The sequence below is a fragment of the Mesorhizobium sp. LNHC252B00 genome, assembly GCF_000502955.1.
Classification (GTDB): domain Bacteria; phylum Pseudomonadota; class Alphaproteobacteria; order Rhizobiales; family Rhizobiaceae; genus Mesorhizobium.
On the sequence record NZ_AYWO01000005.1, the window covers coordinates 61,526 to 84,331 of the forward strand.

Consider the following 22,806-nt stretch of genomic DNA (forward strand, 5'->3'; position numbering starts at 1 on the left):
TCGGAAGAGCACACGCCTGAACNTCTTCGGCACCATCCTCGTCTACATGGCCGCCCAGCCGGTTGTCGGCGAGGGCACCAATGCCATGGTCTGGACAGTGCTTATCGAGCACGCGGCGCATTTCGACCCGGCATTGCTCAACGTTGCTTTTGTCTTCTTGCTCCTCGGCTACGGCACCAAAATTGGGCTCGCGCCCTTGCATGCCTGGCTGCCCGATGCGCATGCGGAAGGCCCGACGCCGATTTCCGCAGTGCTGTCGGGCTTGCTGCTGAACGTCGCGCTCTATGCCGTTCTGCGCTTCAAGCTGCTGCTCGCGGCAAGCCCAGAAGCAATCGCGCCTGGGCCACTGATGATCACGATGGGGCTGACATCGCTTGTTTTCGCAGCCTTCATGCTCTACCGCCGCCGCGACATCAAACGCCTGTTCGCGTACTCCTCGATCGAGCACATGGGCATCATCGTGTTCGCTTTCGGCATGGGTGGCCCGCTCGCCAACTTTGCCGGCCTGCTGCACATGGTCATGCACAGCCTGACCAAGTCGGCGATCTTTTTCACGGTCGGACATATTGCACAGGTCAAGGGGACGCAAAACATAGCGGAGATCCGGGGACTGACGGAGACGCATCCAGGGCTTGGCTGGGCGCTCGTCATCGGCGTCGTCGCCATTGCCGGCCTCCCCCCGCTCGGCATCTTCATGAGCGAATTCCTGGTCGTGAGTTCGACATTTGCAAGACACCCCCTTTTGGCGATGCCGTTGGTATTCGGAATTCTGCTCGCTTTCGGAGCCTTGCTGCTTCGACTGACGGGCGTCGCTTTCGGCGAACCGCACGGCAGCACCGCGCCCGCCAAAGCGTCCTACGTTCCGATGTATTCCCATTTGGCGTTGGTGTTTGCCGCCGGCATCTATCTGCCGCCTCCACTGGTCACATGGTTCCAGCATGTCGCAAGTATCCTGGGGTGAAGCGGACGGAAGAAAAAGCATGCCCGCACTGATCGACTTCATTCTCGCTGGCCAACGCGTCGAGAAGCATGCCCCGTGGCCGCGTGCTGTGGCGACCCCGAGAACATGGAGCTTTGCCATCGAGCAACTGGTCGAGGGTCACTGGAGCTTGCTTGGTCTGTGGGGTGAGCCAATCACCGTCCACATGGCGCTTCTCGATGAAAATGCCAAGGACATCGGCGTTGTCAGCCTGGAATGCCGGGATGGCCGCTACCCGTCGGTCGGCCGGCTACATGCGCCCGCGTTGCGCCTCGAACGCGCGGCCGCTGACCTGTTTGGGCTCTTGCCGCAAGGCGCGCCCGATACACGACCGTGGCTTGACCATGGCCACTGGGGTGTCAGCTATCCATTGGCCACCCGTGTCCGGACATCTGCCCCGACAGCGTCCCCCTACCCCTTCCTGCCTACCGAGGGGGAAAGCCTGCATCAGATCCCGGTCGGGCCCGTGCATGCCGGCATCATAGAGCCGGGGCATTTCCGGTTCACGGCGAGCGGCGAAACGGTCGTCCGGCTCGAGGAGCGCCTCGGATATACCCATAAGGGCATAGAAGGTCTGATGGCGGGGTCCGATATCGATCGCGCCGGTAAGCTGGCGGGCAGAATCTCGGGTGACAGCACCGTGGCATACTCCCTTGCATTTGCCCGCGCGGTCGAAGCGGCGCTGGGTATCCAGGTTCCATCACGTGCGGTCTGGTTGCGGGCGCTCATGGCCGAGTTGGAGCGCCTGGCCAATCATCTGGGCGACATCGGCGCCATCTGCAATGATGCTGCCTTCGCGATCATGCATGCCCACTGCGGGGCATTGCGCGAGCGTGTATTGCGGGCAAGCGATGCTGCTTTCGGCCATCGTTTGGTGCGCGACCTTATCGTACCCGGAGGGGTGGCAAGCGAACTAGGCGAGGAGGGAGCGCGCGCGGTTCGGTCGGTGATCGCGGAGATCAGGCAACGCTTCCCTCACCTGATTGAACTTTACGACAACACTGCCTCGCTGCAGGACCGGACCGTCGGAACCGGCCGACTTAACGTGCAGCTTGCCCGGCAATACGCAGCCGGCGGCTATGTCGGTCGCGCCTCTGGTCGCGACTTCGACGCGCGGCGCAGTCCGGGCTACTCCCCTTACGACGAACTCAATTTCGAAATAGCTGTCCTTAAGGAGGGCGACGTTAATGCCCGCGTCTGGATCCGCATCCGCGAGGTCGAACAGAGCCTGTCGCTCATCGAGCAAATCCTGGAGCGGCTGCCCGGCGGTCCGATCCGCGTTGATCTCGCCGCAGCAGACGGGCCGCGCGAGGGCATGGCGCTGGTCGAGGGTTTTCGGGGCGACATTCTGGCCTGGCTGCGTATCGGCAAAGGCGGCTTGGTCGAGCGCTGTCACCTGCGCGATCCGTCATGGTTTCAATGGCCTCTGCTTGAAGCGGCGATCGAAGGAAACATCGTCGCCGACTTCCCGCTGTGCAACAAATCCTTCAACTGCTCTTATTCAGGCCACGATCTCTGAGGGTACGCTGTCATGCGCAAGCTGCTTTTTGAAAGCCTGATACGTCCGCCGCTGACAGAGCGTCCGCCGGCGGCGAGCGACACGGCGGTCGATGAACTCGCGCGCGCGCTCGATGGCGCTGCTCACAAACGATTGGGGCGAAGCCTGTCGATCCGGGCAGTCGATGCCGGTTCCTGCAATGGCTGCGAGCTTGAGATGAACGCTCTCAGCAACGCCTTCTATGACATCGAGCGTTTTGGAATCCGCTTCGTCGCATCGCCTCGCCATGCCGATGTACTGCTCGTCACCGGGCCCGTGACCAAGAACATGCGAGAGGCGTTGAAGCGAACCTACGACGCAACTCCCAATCCCAAATGGGTGGTCGCACTCGGAGATTGCGCCAGGAACGGCGGCTGTTTCGCCGGCAGCTATGCCGTATTGCGCGGCGTGTCGGAGGCTCTGCCCGTCGACCTGCACATTCCGGGGTGCCCGCCACCGCCAATCGAAATTCTGAAAGGCCTGCTCGCCTTGCTTGAGGGCGTGAATTCAAAGAGTGGTCCCCGAAGTTGAATATCGATGTGGAGGCTTACCAGGCTGGCCTTGTCGCTGCATGTGTCCAATGCATAGGGCTGTCATAGAACGCCTGCTGGCGACGCCTGCAACGACTTCATTCCATCGGCTGGGTCGGCGGCGGTGTTTTCGGACTCATCATCGCGCTAAGCTGGCGTCAAAAGCGCTGATGAAAACGTCCACTTCCGCGGTGTTGGGCGTCCCTTTGGACGCCAGCTTTCATTGGAGAGCGCCGTCGTGAGCTCGGTGCATCCGTGGTAAGCTTGGTCGATAATCAAGCCGCCATCATGCCGACTGAGCGACATGGCTATCTGCATCGCCAGGTCGTTGGCTTCGCTGCCCGAGTTGACGAAGATGCAGGTGTCGAGGTGATCAGGCAGGTCGGCGGTCAGGCGCGCTGCGTACTCGACCGCCACGTCGCACATGTAGCGCGTATTGGTGTTCAGCGCGCTGGCCTGGCGGTAGATCGCTCTCGCCACATGCGGATGGCAATGACCAATCTGGGGGAGGAGATCGTTGGCTGGCTGAGCGACAGCTCCATTTGTGCTGCAGATATGCCGCCATTGCGAACCACGCTTTCAAAGACACGAAACAAGTGGAGATCGGGGCCGGATATCTTCATGAATGCAAATTGCACCGAATGCGCTGGACGGCAAATCGTGGCGATACCCGCGTGTGGCGAGATCTGGGCGCAAGCAGCGCGGAACTGGGTCGAGCCAGCTTGTCTGTCGGCGCGCTTAGAGAAACGTTTACTCCGCCGAAATTCGATTGGCGAGCAATAGCTGTCGAACGACTGGAGGGGGGTTCTGCTTGCGCCAAGCGAGCCAGAAATCGACCGTATGGGTCCACCACGACAAGGATCGGAATTTGACGCCGGGTACTTGCGCCCGCGTGGCGCTCGCGGGGACGAAGCCTCGGCCCACGCCGGCCTCGACCAGCCCAAGCATCGCCGAAAGCTGAGACACTTCGTAACGAATTTCGGGCCGAAAGCCGGCGCTGGCATATTGCTGAGCAAACCGGACCTGCCAGTTGGTGTCCTCTTCCCGTGGCACAACGACCCATGCCGCCCCGTCCAGATCGGGCGGCCGGATCTGCCGCTTCCCAGCCAGCCTGTCGTCCACCGGCAGTGCTAGGAGAAGGCGATCCGCCAGCAGCTTGTGAACCACAACATCATCGTTTTCAGAGCGTGGCGTGTAGACGATCCCGGCATCGATCACTCCATCCGCGAGCGCCTTTAGCTGCAGTTCGCTATTGAGCGGTACGAGATCTACGGCGAGCGACGGGCAGCGCGCGCGCAGTTCCCGCAGGTGCTTCGACAGAAGGCCTCCTTGCATGGCTCCATCGACGTATCCAACCCGTATGCGACCCTGCTCTCCGGATGACAGCGATTGGGCTCGCTGCTTGAAGCCGTTGACCCGACTGAGGATCGCCTTCGCGTCATCCAGCAGCACCGCGCCGACGGCCGTCAAAGTCAAGCGCTGCTTCTGTCTCCGGAACAGGTCGACGCCCAACTCGCTTTCGAATTCCCGAATGGCCCTGCTCAGCGGCGGTTGCGACACGCGCAGGCGCTGCGCAGCCCTTGTCACAAGCTCGTTCTCCGCAACCGCGACGAAATATCTCAAATGACGCAGATCCATCTCATACCATGTTGATCTGAACTCATATCAAGAAAGTCCTTTTCGGTATAGCATGCCGCGCCTAGGTTGTCGCGAAATTTGCCAAAGGAGACCCTTGTGAAGGCGATTGTGTTCGATCGGGCTGGCGCGGCCGAAGATGTTCTTCGCTACAGGGAGGCGCCGAAGCCCGCGTGCGGTCCTCGGCAGGTCCTGCTGCGCGTTACCGCCCGTGTGATCCAGCCGGCCGACCGGCTGTTCATCGCCGGCAAATACGGCACGAAACCCGTCTATCCGCAGGTTGCCGGATACGACGGTGCCGGCATCGTCGAACAAGTCGGCGCCGAAGTCCGCGAGATCGAGATCGGGTGTCGCGTGGCATTTCGCAGCCCCGGTGCATGGGCCGAATACGCCGCCGTTCCGATCGAACAGGTGCATGCTGTACCCATTGAGCTCTCCGAGCGTCTGGCTGATGAGGTGGTCTGTCAGTTTCCGCTCAACCCGCTAACCGCCTGGGGCATGCTGGACCTGGCTCCGGCGGTGCCCGGCCATCGTGTTCTGCTCACTGCGGCGCGCTCCGCGGTTGCCGCCGTCGCCGATCATTTGGCAAGCACGCGGGGCATGACTGTCGAACGCCTAGTGCGCGAGGGCGCGGGCTACCGTCTTCTTGATGCCGAAAACAGAGCTGTCGGACTCGGTGCCAGCATTGCGGAAACCCTCAGCAAGGTGGAGCCCTATCACCTTGTGCTCGATCCGGTCGGCGGCCCCGATACGCTCGCGCTCATCGAACGGATTGCTCCCGGAGGGTCGCTGTTCTCCTACGGAGTCCTGGACGACCGGCCGGTTGAAGTTAAGGCCTCGACCCTGCTCTACAAGTCCCTGCGGTGGCAGGGTTTCGCGATCAGCGCCTGGCAGCGCAACGGTGGCAGGGAGACCCTCGCGAAGGCGACAAGAGAATGTTGGGCGCTGCTTGCCGAACATCCAGGCAAGCTGCCCATCGTCGCCCGCTACGGGCTGGAACAGTTCGGCGCCGCAATCGAACACGCGGCGAAGTCCGCGGGCGAAGGCAAGATTGTGCTGGTCTGAATGCGCGAGCAACTCATGTCGAACTCATCTGAAGACGCAGCCCGCGGGTACCCTGCTTTATCCTCGGCTATGCGAGGCGCCCGAAGCATGCTGTTCCCTCCCCTATCCCGCACCACTTTGAATGTCGGAAAAAGATGCGACTCGACAAGGATGTCATCTCCATGTCGGAGCAGGATTGAATTGAAGCCCTGTCGACGGTGTCGTCCTTCGTCGTCCGCCAGTTCGCCCCGCGATTATTATCCATTGCTGATCGCAAGCAAATGTTCAGCGTTGCGTGGGCCTTTCTGGCGCAATCGCGCAACATCTCTCGACGGCGGCAACCCGAACTGACGAGCATATTCGCGGCTGAACTGGTTTGGGCTTTCGTAACCCACACCGAACGCGATGGAAGTGGCGTTGCCTTCTCCGGCAATGAGCAGGGATCGGGCGTGTAGCAAGCGCACGTGCTTTTGGTACTGCAGCGGGCTGAGCGCCGTCACGGCCTTGAAATGGCGGTGGAACGCGGAAACACTGAGAGCCGCCATCTCCGCTAAAGCCTCGACGCGCAGCGGCTTGGCGAAGTTCCCCCTGATCCACTGGATGGCGATCCCGATCCGCGACAGAGCAGTGTCAGGCGTGGCGATATCACGGAGCAACCAGCCGAGCGGCCCCTGCAGCACGCGGAAAAGAATTTCGCGCTCGTAGGCAGGCGCCAGGGCTGCGATCTCGTTCGGACGCTCCATCAAGCGCAGCATGCGAAGCCAGGCGTCGAGCAGGTCCGGTGTGACCGGCGCGACGGAGAAACCGGGGCTGTAGAGTTCACCTCCAGCAGGTTTGGGCAGGTCGGCCAGCAGATTGGCAAGGATGGCCGGCTCCAGCGTCAGACTGATCGCCAGATAGGGTTCTCCGTTTTCAGATGGGTGCACGGAGCCAACCGCTGGCAGATCGACCGACATCACGAAATAGGTCGCGGGATCGTAGCGGAACGTCCGGTCGCCGACCGTCATCGTCTTCGACCCTCTCAGGATCAGATTGACCATGGGATCGTAGACGGCGGCAAGCTGATGTTCCGGTATCTCGCCCTGAACCATGGCGACACGCGGAATGCCCGTCTCCGTGCGGCGGTTCTCCGCGCGAGAAGCCAGTTGCCTGAGTTCCTGAAGCTGCCTGCCCATGGGCAGCGTTGTTTCACAGCGATGCACGCGGATCAACAGGAAAGCAGAAATAGGCAAGATCCGAAGAGGATCGTGCGAGCGGCCGCGATCCCCCGCGGCTATCACCTGGTCAGTGAATCCAAGGAGCACCAAATGAGCATCGTCATCATCACAGGCGGGAGCCGCGGCCTCGGCGCCAGCGTCGCGATCCAGTGCGCCAGGCGCAGCATGGGTGTCATCCTGACTTACAACAGCAATCCAGATGCGGCAGCGAAGGTCGTCAAAGCGATCATAGCGGATGGCGGCAAGGCAGTCGCCATAAAGCTGGACGTCAGCGACAGTGCGGCGTTCCTTGCGTTTCGCGACGCAGTCGGCGAAGCGCTAGCAAAGACCTGGAACAGAAAGACCTTCGATTTCCTCGTCAATAATGCCGGGCACGGGCTCTACAACCCCATCGCGACGGTGACCGAAGAACAGTTCGAGGGACTGTTCCGCGTGCATCTCAAGGGGCCGTTCTTCCTCACGCAGGCCCTGCTTCCCCTGATCGCCGATGGCGGTCACATCGTAAACGTGACGAGCGCGACCAGCCGTGTGGCGACCGCCGGCGTCGCGCCATACGCCTCCTTCAAGGGCGGCCTTGAAGTCCTGACCCGCTACATGGCCAAGGAGTTCGGCGAGCGCCGCATCCGCGCCAATTCCATCGCACCGGGACCGATCCGCACCGAACTCGGCGGAGGCCTCAGCGAAGAATTCGAGGCGCTGCTCGCCGGGCAGACTGCGCTCGGTCGCGTCGGCGAACCGGGCGATATCGGCTGCATGGTCGCCGGCCTGCTGTCGGACGAGAACCGCTGGATCAACGCCCAGAACATCGAAATCGGCGGCGGCTATATGATTTGAGGAGGCTCACATGCTCGAACATATCTTCCTGACAGCAAATGACACGGCGCGCTCGATCGCCTTTTACGAGAGGATACTCCCGATCCTCGGCATCACCGCTCGCGTCGACTACGACGGCAAGGACGGCCCGGCCGGGCACCCCGACCTCAAGGGCTTCGTTTCGAAGGGCCGGATGTTCTTCTGGCTGAGGCGGGACACAGCAACACCCGGCGCGGTGCATGTCGGCTTCGTCGACGATTCCGAAGCGATGGTGAATTCCCCCCAATGCCGAAGCCTTGGCGGCCGGCGCGACCGAGATCCACGCACCGGGACCGCAGCTTCACTACGATCCCCGCTACTATGCGGCGCAGGTCAGAGACCCGGACGGTTACAGCCTCGAATTCGTCTTCAAGAGCTGGCAGCACCGGAGCTGAAGCGATGACCACCAACACCTTGCGCAAAGCGGCAGGTGCGCTGATCGCGGCAACCAACGCCTTCGACGCCGACACGGCACTGACCTTGTTCACGCCAGATGCGGTGATCGACGACCCGTCGACCGGCCACCGCTTCGACGGTCATGCCGGCGTCCGCGACTACATCGAGCGGTATTTCGTAGGCTATCACACGGTCACCCGCTTCCTCTCGATCGAGAGCATCGGCGATGGCCGAGCGCGCGTGCGGGTCGATTTCACCGGAGACTTTGGTCACGAGATCGGCCTTCTGGACATCTCAGTCAATGCCGCCGGGCTGATCGTTCGCATTGACGCCGATCTCGAATAACTCGGCTAACCCTACGCGCCAAGGCCGCCGCGATATGCCGGTCAGGGTCCTTGGAGCGTGGGGGCCACGCCTTGCTGGCGTGGACGTAAATGCGAACGTCTGCTCGACGCGACAACGGCATGCACCACCGAATGGAATCGACAAGAGATCAATTTGCGAGCCGGTCTATCACTAGGTCGAGCAAGGCTCGTAACCGTGCGAGCCGCCGTAAGTCCCGGTGGTAGCCCACATAGGTATCCCGGCCGGGTGGCGTTTCGCCGATGTCCATCGTTGCGATCCCAGGCGTGCGGTCGCCCAGTGGCCTCGGCAAAACCGCAAGCCCGGCACCCTGCGCACAAAGCTGTGCCTGGACCTCGCGATTGTTGCTGCGCAGGCAGACTTCAGCGTTGGGCAGCTTCTGTTTAAGCCACACTGCGTCGGGCATTTCCGCGTATGCCATATCCATGGTGATCAAACGCGCGCCCGCACCGTCCCCCAGCATCGGGCAGGCCATGCCTGGAGGTCCGTAGAGCGCATAGGGAATGTGCATCAGTCGACGCGAGATCACTTCCGCGTCGCTGAATGGGGCAATCCGAAACACCAGATCGGCCTCTCGCCGGGGAAGGCTGTAGAGGCGCGCGTCGGTGAGCAATTCCACGCACAGCTTCGAATGGCGGCGGCCAAACTCGGCTAGAACGGGAGCCAACATGATGTGACCAAACCAATCCGACGACGATACGCGCAAGTTGCCCTCAAGATGTGCCTCGGCACCGGCAAGCTGCCGCTCGAAGGCCAGCGCCTCTTCCTCGATCCTTTCGGCATGACCGAGCACCGCTTGACCTTCGTCGGTCAGAACAAAACCGTCGGAGTTGCGTTGGAAAAGCGTATGGCCGACAGCCTCTTCCAGCGCGCGCAACCGCCGACCCATCGTCGGCTGCGTCTGCCCAAGTCGGCGCGCTGCCGCGCCCAAGGTGCCCTCGCGGGAAATAGCCAAAAATATCTTCAGATCGCTCCATTCCATCCTTGATACTCAAACGTGTTCGCATGGACCTTCACGAAGATCGCTCAACTTCATGCGATTTCATATGCACCAGATCGAGACCGGTCGCCATGGGAGGCTCGATACTTTCGAGCCGGGAATGCAAGCGCCGGCTCGAATTGTGGGATTCTTGAGCGCCCACGCTCCCCGTCACGCAGTTATGGGTGGGGCCAACCGAGCAAATTCCTCCCGCGTCGCGGGAGTTCCGTCAATCGACTCGTAAACCTTCTTGCTTCGTTCGAGCATGCCCATCAGAGACTTCGGACCTTCGAACGGACGTCCGCCAATGTGCCAGCCATCGGTGTGGAGTTCCTCGATCAAGACCCACACCACTTCGCGAAACGGTCGCAGCGGGCTGTTCCGGGACCGTGACAGCCCCCAATCGACGCCTCCGTTCATGGATCCCAAGAACCTAAAAGGAAAACATCATGCCCTATATTCGCGTTACGTTGGTCGACAACGTCTTCTCCGCCGAGGAGAAGCATGAAATGGCCAAAGCCCTCACAGACGTCATGGTTCGCTTCGAAGGTTCCGAGGCGCGCATCAAACGTCTATGTCAACGACCAGCTTGCCCTGGGCATTGCCATCTTCGATGACTGCGTAGGCATCGCTCGCTGTTTCGAGTGTGAAGAGACGCGGATCGACGATCGGGACAAGCTCGCCAGCCTCCGCTAGCCGCGTGGCCTCCCGCATGATCTCGCCGTGGTGTTCACGACCAATGCCTGTCAGCAGCGGAAGAAGCGTGAACACGCCCGAATAGGTCGCCGCCTTGAACGACAGTGGCGCCAGCGCGTGACTAGCCCAACCGAGGGAACTGACGACATGGCCAAACCGCTTCACGGAGGCGAATGACGCGTCCAGCACCGCCCCGCCGCCGGTGTCGTAGACGACATCGAAGCCGAGACCGTCCGTGTATTCGGCGACATATTGCTCCACCGTCTTCTCGCGATAATCGATCGCGACCGCTCCGAGGCGCTCGATCAACGGCTTCTTAGCGGCTGCGTCAGTGGCGTACACTTCGGCGCCGAACGCCTTCGCGATCTGGATCGCGACATGCCCGACGCCGCCCGCGCCGCCCTGGACCAGGACCTTCTGACCTGCTGAAACCTTGGCACGATCGACGAGGCCCTCCCATGCGGTGATGAAGACCAGCGGCAGCGCTGCCGCCTCGCGCATGGACAGGTTCGCGGGCTTCGGTGCAAGCAGCCGCGCATCGACTGCTGCGAACTGGGCCAGCGAACCTTGGTTGCCGCCCACGCCTCCGGTCATGCCAAAGACCTCGTCTCCGCGTTTGAACGCGGTGACACCCGGACCAACCTGCTCGACGACGCCGGCAAGGTCGATGCCGAGAATCCCCGGAAGCGGATGTTTCGCATGTGCCGCCGCGCCGGCGCGGATCTTGGTGTCGAGAGGATTGACGCCGCTCGCTCTGACCCTGACGAGAACCTCGCCATCGCCGGGAATGGGGCGCGTGACTTCCGACAGCCTGAACGGCTGCTTGAATTGATCCAAGATCAGCGCATTCATGGTAGAGTGGATTGGGACATTGACATGCTCCATCGTTTGTTGACGGAGTTACGTTGCCCCGTCTAAAGCCGCTTGGAAATTAACGATACTGCACGGCGTCCAAACATAAATGTTTGGCCCGAGCGCGGCCTTGCGCACCAGCGCTGACCGAAGCGGAGGCACTCCGTGACTAGACTTGTTGCTGCGGCTGTCGCAGCACCGATGCCGCATTTGTGGACGGCGCCCGGGACATAATTGTCCTTGCCGCCGAGCTTGTCGATGTCGAGCGGCAGGATCAGACCTTCCTGGCAGGCGATCTCGAGCTCTTCGCTTTCGGCATTGACGATGTCCCAGCCGCTGTCCCGCCCTCGACCTTTCGTTAGTCGATCGTCTTGCGCGTGACGCCGGTCTCGGCGGTTACGGATTTGTCGAGCGTGCGAACGCCAGCTGAGGAAGGCGGCCTTCTCGGAACCATACCGGCCATGCCTTTGCCAAGGGACCTGCGGCCGCTGAACGCTACGGCCAGCGAATACATTGTCGTTCTTGCGCCGCCGGCGCGCTTGATGGACTGGGGGATGGCCGAACGCGATACAGCACCGGGCTGTCGCTTTCGTATGATCGGTTTCGCGGCAGTGACGACAATCATGAGTTCAGGCCTAAGCGTCTCGACCGATTTGCCGGCGACATCTTCAAACAGAACCACGCAGGATGCAGCGATCTCACCGTTGACGATCATGCGGCAGGAGCCGCATTGAGCCAGTCCGCAGCCGAATTTCGGGCTGTGAGCTCGAAGTCATTCGCAGCACGTAGAGGAGAGGTGTGCCTGCTTCCGCGTTTGCCAAAGCCCTCGACCGTTGAATCGGAAAGGCACCTTCATGGTCCGGCACAATCGGGTTTCAGCCCCGTGTAGCGGAGTATCCAGAGCCCCTGATTCTTGTCGCTGATATACATGAAACCGCGGCGATCCACGACGACATCCTCGGTCTGCAGGACCAGCTTGTCTTCGGGCATTGGCCCGTAGCGGCGGGTGGGTTCCGGCGGGATGAAATAGCCGACCTCACGCGGAAGCCGGGTGTTCGAAACGTCGTAGATCCTGAGCCCGGCATTGAAGTGCGCGATGTAGAACAGATCGCCCTGTTTCTGGACATCGGGATGATGCTGGTGGTGGTTGATGTTGTGCGGCCCGCGCCAGCCGCCACGCGTTGTGAAATCCGAATAGGGAGCGCCTTCCGGCGGCACGGGTTCGGGCAACAGCGACAGTAGAAAGGGTTCGCTTGGATCTGAAATGTCGATGATCGACGCATGATGCATCGGACCACGTCCATAGGTGACGTTCTCCGAATTGGCGAAGGCGATGCCGCGCTCTGGAATCGGCAGCACGCCATGCACACCGAAGCGCGAATGAAACGGAGGGCTGAAGCTTAGGCCGCCGACCTGCCTCGGCCGCGAGACGTCGCTGATGTCGAGCACAATTATACCGGCCGCGCCGTAAGGCAAATAGACGAGATCGCCGGTGACATAGGGCGGGCCGTGCAGCGAGACATCCGCGCCCGTGCTGGCGCAGAAGGCGCCGCACATGCATTGCGGCTTCAGTCGCAACTGGTAGCGATCGGAGGTCTTCTGGTCGGCGGCGGGCTCCGCGACTGCGAAGCTCTCGCCGCCGGTCTCATGCTGGCCCGGCACCCACCAACGTCCGGCTTCGCGCGGCTTGGAGCGATCCGAGATATCGAGAATGACGTAGATGTTGCCCTTGTACCCCGGCATGCCGGCGGCAAGGTGAACGTAGCGCCCGCCGGGATAAAGATTGCGGTGAGTGCCGTTTCCGCCAGTTCGGTAGTGGCTCAGTTGTTTCGGATTGACGGGATCGGCGATATCCCAGATCAGAACCCCTTCTCCGAACGGCGCATCGGGATCGCCACCGAAATTCGCGAATGGCTTTTCGAGTGCGGTCACCATCGTGTCGCCGGACAAATCGATCTGCAGCGTCCAGGTGTTCGTGCCGGGATAAGGCACGAATTTGAGGACCTCCGGCTTTGCCGGGTCGGTTACGTCGATGATGCTCCATCCGGAGTGCCAGAAGTGCCCGGTATAAAGATACCATCGCTCGCCTACCTGCCTGATCGCCATCTTGAAGGCCGGGCGATGATCGAGATCGGTATAGCCAACCGCTTCGACATTATGGGCGAAGGCGCCGGAAGGTGCCGGCGACGAAGCTGGAACCGGCTGTGCAAGTGCCTCGCAGACAAGCCCGGATTGAGATGCTGCTGCGAGCGCCGCTCCGGCAAGCGGCACCTTGAGCATCTGGCGGCGTGAAATCTCGGAATTCTTCAAAATCCTGCCTCCTTCTTTTGCGGCTTTTCAGATTTTGCAGGCTCCAATACTTTCAGTCCAATATCGATTGGACTCGCAGTAATTCGATTTGGGAAACTAGAAATGGACCACAAGCTCATGCAGTCCTTCGTGGCTGTAGCGGAAGAACTGCATTTCGGGCGCGCCGCAATACGCCTGCACATCTCCCAACCCCCTCTGACAAAGCAGATCCAGCAGCTGGAGCAGGCCATCGGCGTGCGCCTACTCGATCGCACCAAGCGCAAGGTCGAACTGACTGCTGCCGGCCGTGTGTTTCTGGACGAAGCGCGGGCAGTGCTTCATCAGACGGGGCAAGCGGTGGAGCTTGCCCGCAAAGCCGATCGTGGTGAAACCGGCCATCTGTCCGTCGGGTTCATCGATGCGGCGATCTACAGTGTCGTGCCTGCAATCGTTCAGCGCTTTGTTGAAGCCTATCCAGAGGTCGAGTTGAGCCTGACGGACCTGCGTATTCCCAGTCAGATCAAACTCGTGGCTGAAGGCCAACTCGATATCGGCTTTGTTCATCCGCCTATTGTTCACAACGCTCTGCAGGTCGAAAGCATATTGGTCGAACCTTTGATCGTAGCCTTGCCGGAAACGCATCGGTTGGCCTCGGAAGCCGAGGTGGCGCTGGCGGACTTGGCACCAGAGGCACTGATTCAATTTCCGCGCGGCATCAATCCATCCCTTTATGACGAGATCGTCGGGCTGTGCCGGGCGTCGGGCTTCAGCCCAAGGATCGTGCGGGAAGCAACGCCCAAGCAGACGATCATCGGCCTTGTATCTGTCGGGCTTGGCGTTTCACTGTTGCCAGCCTGCCTTCAGAACCTGCGTCGATCCGGCGTGGTCTATCGTCCAATTCGGGGCCGAAACCTGGCTATCGATACCTCCATCATCTATCGGCGCGAACAGCCCTCACCGGTGCTGAAGGCATTCCTCGACGTCGTGCGGAGCACGACGCAGACCAATAGCCGTGGGCGGTAGTCTCGGCAATCACTTGGCTCGCGCGACCTTGGCTGTAGCCTCTTCGACGAGAGTGCGATCGCCGCTTTCCTCGGCCAAGTGAAGCGTCATCCGCGAGACCTGCCAGCCGCTGCCGGTGCGGATAAGCGCGTATTCGTAAGATCCGGCCACGACCCACATGCGATCGCCCAGCCAGTGCGTTGCGCGGACACTGGCTTGTGCCGTTGCCGCGCCATCGCCGATCTCGACCTGGATATCGGAAAGCTCATGACGCGTGGCGTCGAAACCCGGCAGCAGGTCGGCCCAGGCATCCATCAACGCCGAGGGCGCAAAGCGCTGCGGCTCGCCACCCCACAAGGACGTGTAATCGATCGTCGTTTCCGGTGCGAAGAAGCGTTCGAGAGGGCGGAAATCGCGATTGTCGGCGTAGACGGCGACGGCGGAGATTACGCCGGCTATGCGGGCTTCGTCGGCGGGCGACGCAAAGGACGTCTGAGCGCCAGCGACTGTGAGCAGCGCGGCGCCGAGCAACGCCGCCTTCATTCCACGACATCTTTGGCCGGTGGTTCCAGTGGGTCGCGTCGATGCTGGGTTTGAATGATTAGGTTCCATGGAAATATCCTCCTTGTTTGCATGCAAGCGTTTCGTTACCATCCATCAATCCGCCAGCCGCCCGAGCAGCGGCTTTGGTGCAAGGTAGGCCCAGCGCCCTGGCACCGGGGTAGTTCTGTTTCAAGAACCACTATTGATTCGGTTGAAATGCGCCGCAGCTGCATCGGCGGCCCGCGTCACGTTCTCGGGCTTGTCGTAGAAGTCGAACTGGGCGACGTCGTCCAGCCAGAGTTCGGACCGGTCGCCCTCAAGAAGCGCGAAGAAAGCATGCGCACCCTGCGGGATCGCTGCGGCTTCCGAGTGGACGATGAGCGTTGGCTTGTGGAGCTGCGCACCGACGGCCACGGAGTCGTAGGTCAGCCACGGTTCCCAAGAGGCCAGGTTGAACTTGTTGTCATAGGCCGGGATGAGGCCCCGGTTACTCTCCGTGTAATAGGGTATCTGGTACATCAGCGACGTCCGGTCGCTCATGCTCGCGGCGACGACGATCCGGGGTCGGCCCTTGCGCTCGGCGGCCTCGGCCTGTCGCGATGTCGCAATCAGTGCGGCCACACCTTCTGGACCGCCATAGACCTGTTCGACGATGCGGGCGTCATGCAGCCAGGGAGCCACCAGCGCCACGCTGGCGAAGTTCGCATTGGCTGATGCGGCCTGCGCCATGTAGCCGGCTGAGGCGCAGATACCGAGGCCCGCGATCTTTGCCGCGTCGACATCAGGCAAACTCGCCATGAAACGGCCGGCAGCAACAATATCCGACTTCTTGGCCGCAGGGTCTTCCCTGAACCTGGCAGTCCCGCCGGACTCACCCCAGCCGCGGAAGTCGAAGGCAAGGGACACGTAGCCGCGTTCTGCCATTTCTCGGGCATAGAGGCCGGACATCTGCTCCTTGACCGATGTCCAGGCGCCGGTCACCAGCACGCCGGGGCGCTTCTCGCCAGGCCGGTAATCGGCGGGCAGATAAAGTGTGCCGATCAGGGCGACCCCTTCATTGTCAAAGGAAACCTTGCGGGTCTGAACCTCAGCGGCAAGCGCAGCTCCGGCAAAAAACATCGAAGCCGCCGCGGCGATAAACGACGAGAGCACGGACATGGGAAAAGCCTCCTCAGGACAGGATTTCCTCAAGCATCGCGCCATGACGTCCGCTCGTCAGCGCCCGTCCTTGCGCTTTGCCGATCCGATCTTGCGCTTCAGTGCCCGCGCCAGGCTCCCGGTCTCTCGCCCACCAGCTTGCGGAACTGCGCCGCGAACTTTGCCGGATTGGAATAACCGACCCGCCATGCGACCTCGGCGATCGGTAGTCGGGTTGAGCGCAACAGATCCTTCGCCCGCTCGATCCGGCGCGAGACGACAAAGGCATGTGGCGGCACGCCAACGGCAGCGCGAAATGCGCGCGCGAAGTGGAACCGACTCATCACCGCTACCGCCGCCAGGTCATCGAGCGTGATATCATCCGCAAGATGCGCCTCGATATAGTCGAGCGCCCGCAGAATACGTGGCTCTGCCGCAGGCGGATCGCCTGCAGGCTGGCCCGCGAGACGCGTGAGCTGCGCTGCGAGTGCGACAGCCAAAGCGTCGCGATATAGCCGAGGCGCGGCATTTCCTGCAGCGTGGAGGCTGATGGCGAGTTGAGTCACCAACGCATCGATCGTACCTGACCGAGGCACAAAGGACGGTGCTGGCATCCCCGCACCCATGAGGAGATCGTCGTCGATCTCGACATTGAGGAAGTCGTTCGGCTCATCCCACCGGCACCAGCCCTCGAAGCCGGCGGGGAAAACCCAGCCTTGGCCCGGCAGCAATGGCAAGGCCCGGCGGCGGTCATTCCCATAAGCGGCATGATGGCTTCTAAGCGGCGCCAGCACCACGCCCACGGTCACGCGCTCGAAATGGAACGCACCTTCGCCAGGACCGACCCTGAGAAACGTGGACGCGCCTCCCGACCATTCATATGAACCGGGGCGCAGTTCTCGCCTGGTCTGTTCCAGCCCGATCAACATGGATTCAAAATAGCAACAGAGGTCGCAAGCTGCCAGTGAACCGCTTCAAATACGGCTCTGTCGCAAACCTTTCGGTAATCGGAGCATGCATGGAACGCTCCTCAGCCATGGAGGAGCACGTGATGTTCAAGGGCCGCCATTTCGACCTCTGTCGAAACACGGTTGTGTGCGTCAAGTTCTGCAAAAATGGCGTGGCGGTGTGGGGCGGTTACTCTAAACATTGGCGCTGCCTTTCGTTTCCGGACAGCGACATCAAATGTTGCAGCCGTCCATGCGTGGATCAGTCTGCAGCTTCAAGCCCCTTCACCTTCGGGCCTAGCGGTTTCCACAGGCTCCCGTGGCCGTCGGCATTTTTCGGCTGCGTAAAGACCTCAAAGCAGAACGACAGCCGACGTCGTTGGCGGGGTCCGCTCCCACCGCCAACTTTGTTGACCGTCATGGGCATAGCTGAACGCCCTGCGTATGATACCAGAATGGTACCCATCCGTAGGGGGCCTACCTCACTGCCTCAATAACCTGTAAGTAACTGAAATTATTTGATGAATTATGGTACCGTTGGCTGGGATCGAACCAGCGACCTCCGGATCCACAATCCGGCGCTCTAACCATCTGAGCTACAACGGCACGTTTGCCTGAACGGGTCGAAGCGGAAACTCATCCCACTCGACCGCTCTGTCGTTCGGCGATGCGTCCTTACGGGCTTATGGATTCTAATTCAAGGCTTTTGGAAAGCAAAGGTCACTTCCCCACATCGGCGCGATATTCGCCGGCGCCAGGCAAAGAAAAAGGCCGGCGGGAGGAGGTGCCGGCCTTTTCCTGTTACGAGCCAGCGGGAGGAGGTGCTGGCTGGTCACCCCGGCAGGCAGAGGGAGGAGGTTCCACCCGCCGGGTATTCCTTGATTGCCGACATCATACGCCCGATCTTTTTTAAGAAAATGCGACCTTTTGTTGCATCTTCAGATCATGCGTAAATGTTAAGCAATCTTGATATCCTTCATCGCCTTCTCGAAGGCGGTCTTGATCGGCTTGGAGACGTCCTCGGCTGCCTTGGAGGCGACAGCCTGGAAGTCCTTGGCCTGCTCCACCGTCGTCTCGACGCGCTTGCGCAGGAACGCGGTCTGCAACTCGACGACTTCCGACAACGACTTGGCGCCGATCAGCGCTTCGAGATGGGAAAAGCCGGCCTCTGCATTGGCACGCAGAGCGGAAATGGTCTTGAGCGACAGGTCGCTCGAAACGGTCTTGGCGGTCTCGAAGGTCGACTCCAAAGCCTTCTGGGTCTCCTCGGCGCCAGTCTTCAGCTTGGCATAGGCTTCCTTTGACTGCTCAACACCCTTTTCGGCGAAAGCGCGCATCTGGTCGGTAGCCTTGGAAGCGTCGAAGCTCGGGAATTCAACGTTTTCAATCGTCTCGGCAGTCTTGGTCTTGGACATTTTCCATCCTTTTCAGCGCCAGCGGCTTTGACAGAAAGCCGTCTCGTTCATGTATGATGGCAATATAAAGGCAAATTTTGTGCATTGCAATATCTTTGTTGCAGTGCACCATAAATTCTTTTGGGCCGTTAACCAAGAGCCCAGATTCCGGCCTTTGCACGTTCTGGCTTGTGGACCTTCGCGCCTCCGGCTTTTATTAACAAAGCGTTAACTGCAAATTCGCCGCTCCGTGAGGGTTCGCCAAGCGCATGCCGTCCGAATATTCCTTCCTTGACGTCGCCGTGCTCGACGCGGTCCGCCATCGCTTTGCCGCCGGCGACGCGATCGCGATCCTGTCGGCGGACCTGGAGCAGGTGATCTGGGCCAATGGGCCGGGAGCCGCGATGTTCGGCTATCCCGACATCGAGGCCATCATCGGCACCTCGGCGCAACTGCCCTTGATAGCCAGGCGCCAGATCATGGCGACCAGCGGATTTCCCGAGATCGGCAATGACAGGGCTATCACGGTGCGGCTTGCGACCGGCATGACCAGCCGCGCCGTCAGCTTCCTGGCCAGCGCCGTGTCCATGCCGGATGCCGAAAAGGCGATCATGCTGGCCGTGCCGGCGGCGCAGACGGGCTCGCGCAGTGCCGGCGAAATCGCCGCTCGCGCCATCAGCGGGTTTACCGAGGATGGCCATTTCATCGCCTTTGTCGATGCCGCAGGCAACGTCGAGGCCGCCTCGGAGGGGTTTTCTGCGCTGGGCATCCTGCCGGAGACGCTGGCTGCGCTCGTCGCCGACGTCGCGGCTGAGAGCGACCGCATCGTCAAGCGCCTCGTCCCCGGCGGCACGGCCGCCTATCCGGCGGGGCTGGCACGATTGACCGAGGAGCGGCATCTGCTGGTGGTGATCGACGAGGACCAACTCGACGACACCGCAGCTGGCGGCGAACATCCAGCGCAAACCATTGCCGAGGCCGCGCCTGGCGACGCTGCTGTTCAGCCGGAACAGGGTGCCGAGCCCGCGGACAAACCGGGTGCCTCACAACCGACCAGCGATATCGCCGCATCGCAGGCGCATGAGATCGCCGACGCGACGGTGCAGCCGCCGACAGCCGCCAACAGCGATCATCCACCTGCGCGCACGCCGGCGCAGCACGACCATTGGTACTTCAACACCGGCGAGGACGAGGGGCAACAGGCGCACCGGCCAGCCGCGCCTGAACCTGAAGCGCCCGCAGAACCGGCCGCTCTGGACACTCCCGCCCAAAACACGAAACAACAAGACCCGATACGGAATGATGTCCAGGCCACCTCCGCGGCCGCGCCTGGGACCGTTCCGGCGATAGACCGCATGGCGCCGCCGCTACGCTTCGTCTGGCGCACCGACGCCGAAGGCAAATTCAGTGCGCTGTCGCCGGAATTCGCCTCCATCGTCGGCAAGCCCGCAGCCGACGTGATCGGCCGGCGCTTCAGGGATGTCGCGGCCACTTTCGGCCTCGACCCCTCCGACGAGATCGCAGGCCTTCTGGAACGGCGCGATACCTGGTCCGGGCGCTCCGTGCTGTGGCCGGTGGTCGGCACCGATCTGAAGATACCTGTCGATCTGGCGGCGCTGCCTGTCTATGGCCGCAGCCGTGCCTTCGAGGGTTTTCGCGGCTTCGGCGTCGCCCGCGCCAGTGATGCGGTCGTCGATCCTGAAGCCATCGGCATGGCGCTGGTGCCCAACGGTGCGGCACCGGCGGCACCGGAACCGAAAACCCTCGAACCAGCATCGGGAGAGCCGAAGGCCGAGGGCCCACCGGCTTCGGACCCTTTCAAGGGCGAGGTGCCGGCGCTGACCATCGTGCCGAAACCGGAACGGCGCTTTGCCGACAAGGTGATCCGGCTGGCCGAACATCGTCAGCCGGCCAACGACAAGGGCCTGTCGAGCCTGGAACGCAGCGCGTTCCGCGAGATCGGCGAACGGCTGAGGAAGGACAGTTCCCCGGTCGAGCCGACGAGCGAGACATCCACGGAACCGGCGGTGGAAGCAGCAGACGTGCCGACAGCGGGGACGGAAGCTTCTGCAGTCGGCGGGGTTTCATCAACGCCCGACACCGCGTCGCATGAACAGCCTACGCATGCCGGCGAAATCCCTGCGGCAGAGCCAGAGAACGAGACAGCGCCAGCCGAGCCGTCCGATGTCGATGCCGAGGACGAGCGGGATCTGGCGCGGCTTGATGGCGGCCACCCGGACGAAACGGTTCAGGAGCCCGATGCGCCGCCGAATGCGACGGGCTCGTTGCTGGATTATGCCGGCCATGTCAACGAAAGCGACGCTGCCGCGAACAATAGTGGCGCGTCCCCGGTCTCCGAACCGGTGGCGGCGGAACCAGACATCACCAAACCCGGTGCGACTGGCGAGGAGCCGGTTGGCGCCGATGCGCGACGTGATGCCGTCGATGACGACAGCATGACGTCAGCTGATTTTCGCGATGCCGAAGATAGTGAAGATTGGGCGCAGCCCGACGAGAAAGCCTCGCCCGACCAGCAGGCGGTGGCGTCCGCCGAGACAACTGCCAGCGCAGAGGACGTCGTGGAAACACGCATCGAGCGCCCGCGCCTGCAGGTGCCGCCGCTCAAGGCCGAAGGGTTCGTGCCGTCGGCGTTTTCGGCCGGAGATGAGCACAAGGTTCCCGACACTTCGCTTCTCGGCAAGCTGCCCGTGCCGCTGCTCATCCATTCCGGCGACGAGCTGCACTATGCGAACGGGGAATTCCTCAACCTGACCGGCTATGAGGCACTCGACGACCTTGCGGATGCCGGTGGCCTCGGCGCCCTGTTTGCCGACCCCTACGCCGATGACGGTTCTTCCGACGGCGCCGATCGCGCGCTGCGGCTGAAGACGCGTGACGGGCAGGAATTCCCGATCGAAGCTATTCTACGCTCAGTCCCCTGGCGCGACGGCAAGGCGTTGATGCTGGTGGTACGCCGCCACGGCGAAGATGACGCACCGGTGCATGCGGTTGGCGACGAGCAGACGCAGCCCGACATTCCCGAGCTCAAGGCGCGCATCGCCGAGATGCGCACCATCATCGACACCGCCACCGACGGCGTCGTGCTGATCGGCCGAGACGGCACCATCCGATCGATCAGCCGTCCGGCCGAAGCGCTGTTCGGTTTCGACAGCGACGATGTTACCGGCAAGCCGTTCGCTTCACTATTTGCAATCGAAAGCCAGCGGGCGGCGCGCGACTATCTCAACGGACTGTCCGAACCCGGCGTGGCGAGCGTGATGAATGACGGCCGCGAGGTAATCGGGCGCGAGGCGCAGGGGCGGTTCATCCCGCTGTTCATGACCATTGGCAGGCTGCCCAACGACAGCGGCTTCTGTGCTGTCGTGCGTGACATCACGCAGTGGAAGCGGGCCGAAGAGGACTTGACGCAAGCGCGTGCGATGGCAGAGCGCGCGTCCTCGCAAAAGACCGATTTCCTGGCCCGCATCAGCCACGAGATCCGCACGCCGCTCAATGCCATCATCGGCTTTTCCGAACTGATGGTCGACGAGAAGTTCGGACCTGTCGCCAATGACCGCTACCGCGACTATCTGCGCGACATCAACCGCTCGGGCAATCATGTGCTCGACCTAGTCAACGACCTGCTCGACATCTCGAAGATCGAGGCCGGCCAGCAGGAAATGGCCTACGAGGCGGTGTCGCTCAACGACACGCTGGCTGAGACTGTGGCGATGATGCAGCCACAGGCCAACCGTGAGCGCGTCATCATCCGCTCCAGCTTCGCTTCGCGTTTGCCGGAAGTGGTGGCCGACCTGCGCAGCGTGCGCCAGATCGCGCTCAACATCCTGTCGAACGCCATCCGCTATACCCAGGCCGGCGGCCAGGTGATCGTCTCGACCGCCTATGAGACGTCGGGCGACGTCGTCATGCGGGTACGCGACACCGGCATCGGCATGAGCCAGGCCGAGATCGAGCAGGCGCTGAAGCCATTCAAGCAGATTAACGCGCTGAAGCGCGGACGTGGCGACGGCACCGGGCTGGGATTGCCGTTGACCAAGGCGATGGTCGAAGCCAACCGCGCGCGGTTCATCATCAACTCCACACCGGGTGAAGGCACGCTGGTCGAGGTCGCGTTTCCGTCGACTCGTGTGCTTGCGGAATAGGCCAGCGCCCTCCACAGCTCGATCCCTTTTGTTTGTCGCAACTCCCAAAGGGATGCGCTTTTCCCGGGAAAAACGCTCGACGCTTTTCCTGGAATTGCTTCAGCAAAAGAAAAGGCGCCCAAAAGGACGCCTTAAGAGATGGAATGCTGTCACAACGGGGGCTTGAGCGAATCGGATCCTCCGGGGGCCGAGGAACGGGATTTCTCCCTCAAGTTGTATGCGACTATCGACGCCGGACCTTAACAACTCCT

General features: G+C 61.8%; 19 protein-coding genes, 1 tRNA gene and 1 pseudogene. 9 read left to right on the forward strand and 12 right to left on the reverse strand.

All coding sequences use genetic code 11. The features are described 5' to 3' along the window. Positions 1-25: 25 nt before the first annotated feature. The 3 genes and pseudogenes from X744_RS0136295 to X744_RS160995 form a co-directional block, all read left to right on the forward strand. Positions 26-961, forward strand: a pseudogene (locus X744_RS0136295) (hydrogenase 4 subunit F); the annotation flags it as partial. A 19-nt stretch (positions 962-980) separates the two neighbouring features. Beyond that, positions 981-2,498, forward strand: a complete 1,518-nt coding sequence (locus X744_RS161000) for a nickel-dependent hydrogenase large subunit (RefSeq protein WP_023758338.1) — start codon at positions 981-983, stop codon at positions 2,496-2,498. A gap of 12 nt (positions 2,499-2,510) precedes the next feature. Further along, the gene (locus X744_RS160995) at positions 2,511-3,047 is read left to right on the forward strand and encodes an NADH-quinone oxidoreductase subunit B family protein (RefSeq protein ID WP_023758339.1); all 537 of its coding nucleotides are present in this window, start codon (positions 2,511-2,513) and stop codon (positions 3,045-3,047) included. Between the two features lie 146 nt (positions 3,048-3,193). Here X744_RS160995 and X744_RS160990 read toward each other — a convergent pair whose 3' ends face one another. Continuing rightward, the gene (locus X744_RS160990) at positions 3,194-3,601 is read right to left on the reverse strand and encodes an aminotransferase class III-fold pyridoxal phosphate-dependent enzyme (RefSeq protein ID WP_084025266.1); all 408 of its coding nucleotides are present in this window, start codon (positions 3,599-3,601) and stop codon (positions 3,194-3,196) included. Positions 3,602-3,796: 195 nt separating this feature from the next. Then, positions 3,797-4,684 (reverse strand): LysR family transcriptional regulator, encoded by an 888-nt coding sequence (locus X744_RS160985; protein ID WP_023758341.1) that lies wholly within the window; start codon positions 4,682-4,684, stop codon positions 3,797-3,799. A 96-nt stretch (positions 4,685-4,780) separates the two neighbouring features. On the opposite strand from X744_RS160985, the gene X744_RS160980 reads away from it, so the two are divergent. Continuing rightward, positions 4,781-5,746 carry a zinc-binding dehydrogenase gene (locus tag X744_RS160980; protein ID WP_023758342.1) on the forward strand — a complete coding sequence of 322 codons (966 nt, stop codon included), beginning with the start codon at positions 4,781-4,783 and terminating at the stop codon, positions 5,744-5,746. Positions 5,747-5,982: 236 nt separating this feature from the next. Here the strand turns inward: X744_RS160980 and X744_RS160975 are convergent, their stop codons facing one another. Further along, entirely contained in the window at positions 5,983-6,900 is a 918-nt protein-coding gene (locus X744_RS160975; RefSeq protein WP_023758343.1) for an AraC family transcriptional regulator, read from the reverse strand. A gap of 132 nt (positions 6,901-7,032) precedes the next feature. Between X744_RS160975 and X744_RS160970 the strand changes: the two genes are divergently transcribed. The 3 genes from X744_RS160970 to X744_RS160965 are packed head-to-tail and all read left to right on the forward strand — an operon-like array spanning position 7,033 to position 8,535. Continuing rightward, complete coding sequence (locus X744_RS160970) at positions 7,033-7,776, forward strand: SDR family oxidoreductase (RefSeq protein ID WP_023758344.1); 744 nt, start codon at positions 7,033-7,035, stop codon at positions 7,774-7,776. Between the two features lie 10 nt (positions 7,777-7,786). Then, complete coding sequence (locus X744_RS01000000169430; protein ID WP_245266513.1) at positions 7,787-8,197, forward strand: VOC family protein; 411 nt, start codon at positions 7,787-7,789, stop codon at positions 8,195-8,197. Beyond that, the gene (locus X744_RS160965; RefSeq protein WP_023758345.1) at positions 8,194-8,535 is read left to right on the forward strand and encodes a nuclear transport factor 2 family protein; all 342 of its coding nucleotides are present in this window, start codon (positions 8,194-8,196) and stop codon (positions 8,533-8,535) included. Before X744_RS01000000169430 ends, X744_RS160965 begins: the two co-directional genes overlap by 4 nt. A 148-nt stretch (positions 8,536-8,683) precedes the next feature. On the opposite strand, the gene X744_RS160960 is transcribed toward X744_RS160965, so the two are convergent. The 4 genes from X744_RS160960 to X744_RS160945 form a co-directional block, all read right to left on the reverse strand. Then, positions 8,684-9,535, reverse strand: coding sequence for a LysR family transcriptional regulator (locus tag X744_RS160960; RefSeq protein ID WP_023758346.1), 852 nt, complete (start codon positions 9,533-9,535; stop codon positions 8,684-8,686). Positions 9,536-10,096: 561 nt separating this feature from the next. Continuing rightward, the gene (locus X744_RS160955; protein WP_023758348.1) at positions 10,097-11,080 is read right to left on the reverse strand and encodes a zinc-dependent alcohol dehydrogenase family protein; all 984 of its coding nucleotides are present in this window, start codon (positions 11,078-11,080) and stop codon (positions 10,097-10,099) included. A gap of 358 nt (positions 11,081-11,438) precedes the next feature. Continuing rightward, positions 11,439-11,795, reverse strand: a complete 357-nt coding sequence (locus tag X744_RS160950) for a hypothetical protein (protein ID WP_023758350.1) — start codon at positions 11,793-11,795, stop codon at positions 11,439-11,441. Between the two features lie 137 nt (positions 11,796-11,932). Further along, positions 11,933-13,390: a hypothetical protein gene (locus tag X744_RS160945; protein WP_023758351.1), complete on the reverse strand. Its 1,458-nt coding sequence runs from the start codon at positions 13,388-13,390 to the stop codon at positions 11,933-11,935. A 102-nt stretch (positions 13,391-13,492) separates the two neighbouring features. Between X744_RS160945 and X744_RS160940 the strand changes: the two genes are divergently transcribed. After that, positions 13,493-14,392: a LysR family transcriptional regulator gene (locus X744_RS160940; protein WP_023758352.1), complete on the forward strand. Its 900-nt coding sequence runs from the start codon at positions 13,493-13,495 to the stop codon at positions 14,390-14,392. Between the two features lie 9 nt (positions 14,393-14,401). Here the strand turns inward: X744_RS160940 and X744_RS160935 are convergent, their stop codons facing one another. From X744_RS160935 to X744_RS160920, 5 genes are all read right to left on the reverse strand, one after another. After that, positions 14,402-14,914, reverse strand: a complete 513-nt coding sequence (locus X744_RS160935) for a nuclear transport factor 2 family protein (protein WP_023758353.1) — start codon at positions 14,912-14,914, stop codon at positions 14,402-14,404. 189 nt (positions 14,915-15,103) lie between these two features. Next, a complete protein-coding gene (locus tag X744_RS160930) occupies positions 15,104-16,072 on the reverse strand; it encodes an alpha/beta hydrolase (protein ID WP_023758354.1) in 969 nt (322 codons plus the stop codon). Between the two features lie 98 nt (positions 16,073-16,170). Then, positions 16,171-16,980, reverse strand: a complete 810-nt coding sequence (locus X744_RS1000000170890; protein WP_023758355.1) for an AraC family transcriptional regulator — start codon at positions 16,978-16,980, stop codon at positions 16,171-16,173. Between the two features lie 547 nt (positions 16,981-17,527). Further along, positions 17,528-17,604: transfer RNA gene (locus X744_RS160925), tRNA-His, on the reverse strand. A gap of 350 nt (positions 17,605-17,954) precedes the next feature. Then, positions 17,955-18,413 (reverse strand): phasin, encoded by a 459-nt coding sequence (locus X744_RS160920; RefSeq protein ID WP_023758356.1) that lies wholly within the window; start codon positions 18,411-18,413, stop codon positions 17,955-17,957. Positions 18,414-18,661: 248 nt separating this feature from the next. Between X744_RS160920 and X744_RS160915 the strand changes: the two genes are divergently transcribed. Then, positions 18,662-22,555 carry a PAS domain S-box protein gene (locus tag X744_RS160915; protein ID WP_023758357.1) on the forward strand — a complete coding sequence of 1,298 codons (3,894 nt, stop codon included), beginning with the start codon at positions 18,662-18,664 and terminating at the stop codon, positions 22,553-22,555. The last annotated feature ends 251 nt before the right edge of the window (positions 22,556-22,806 follow it).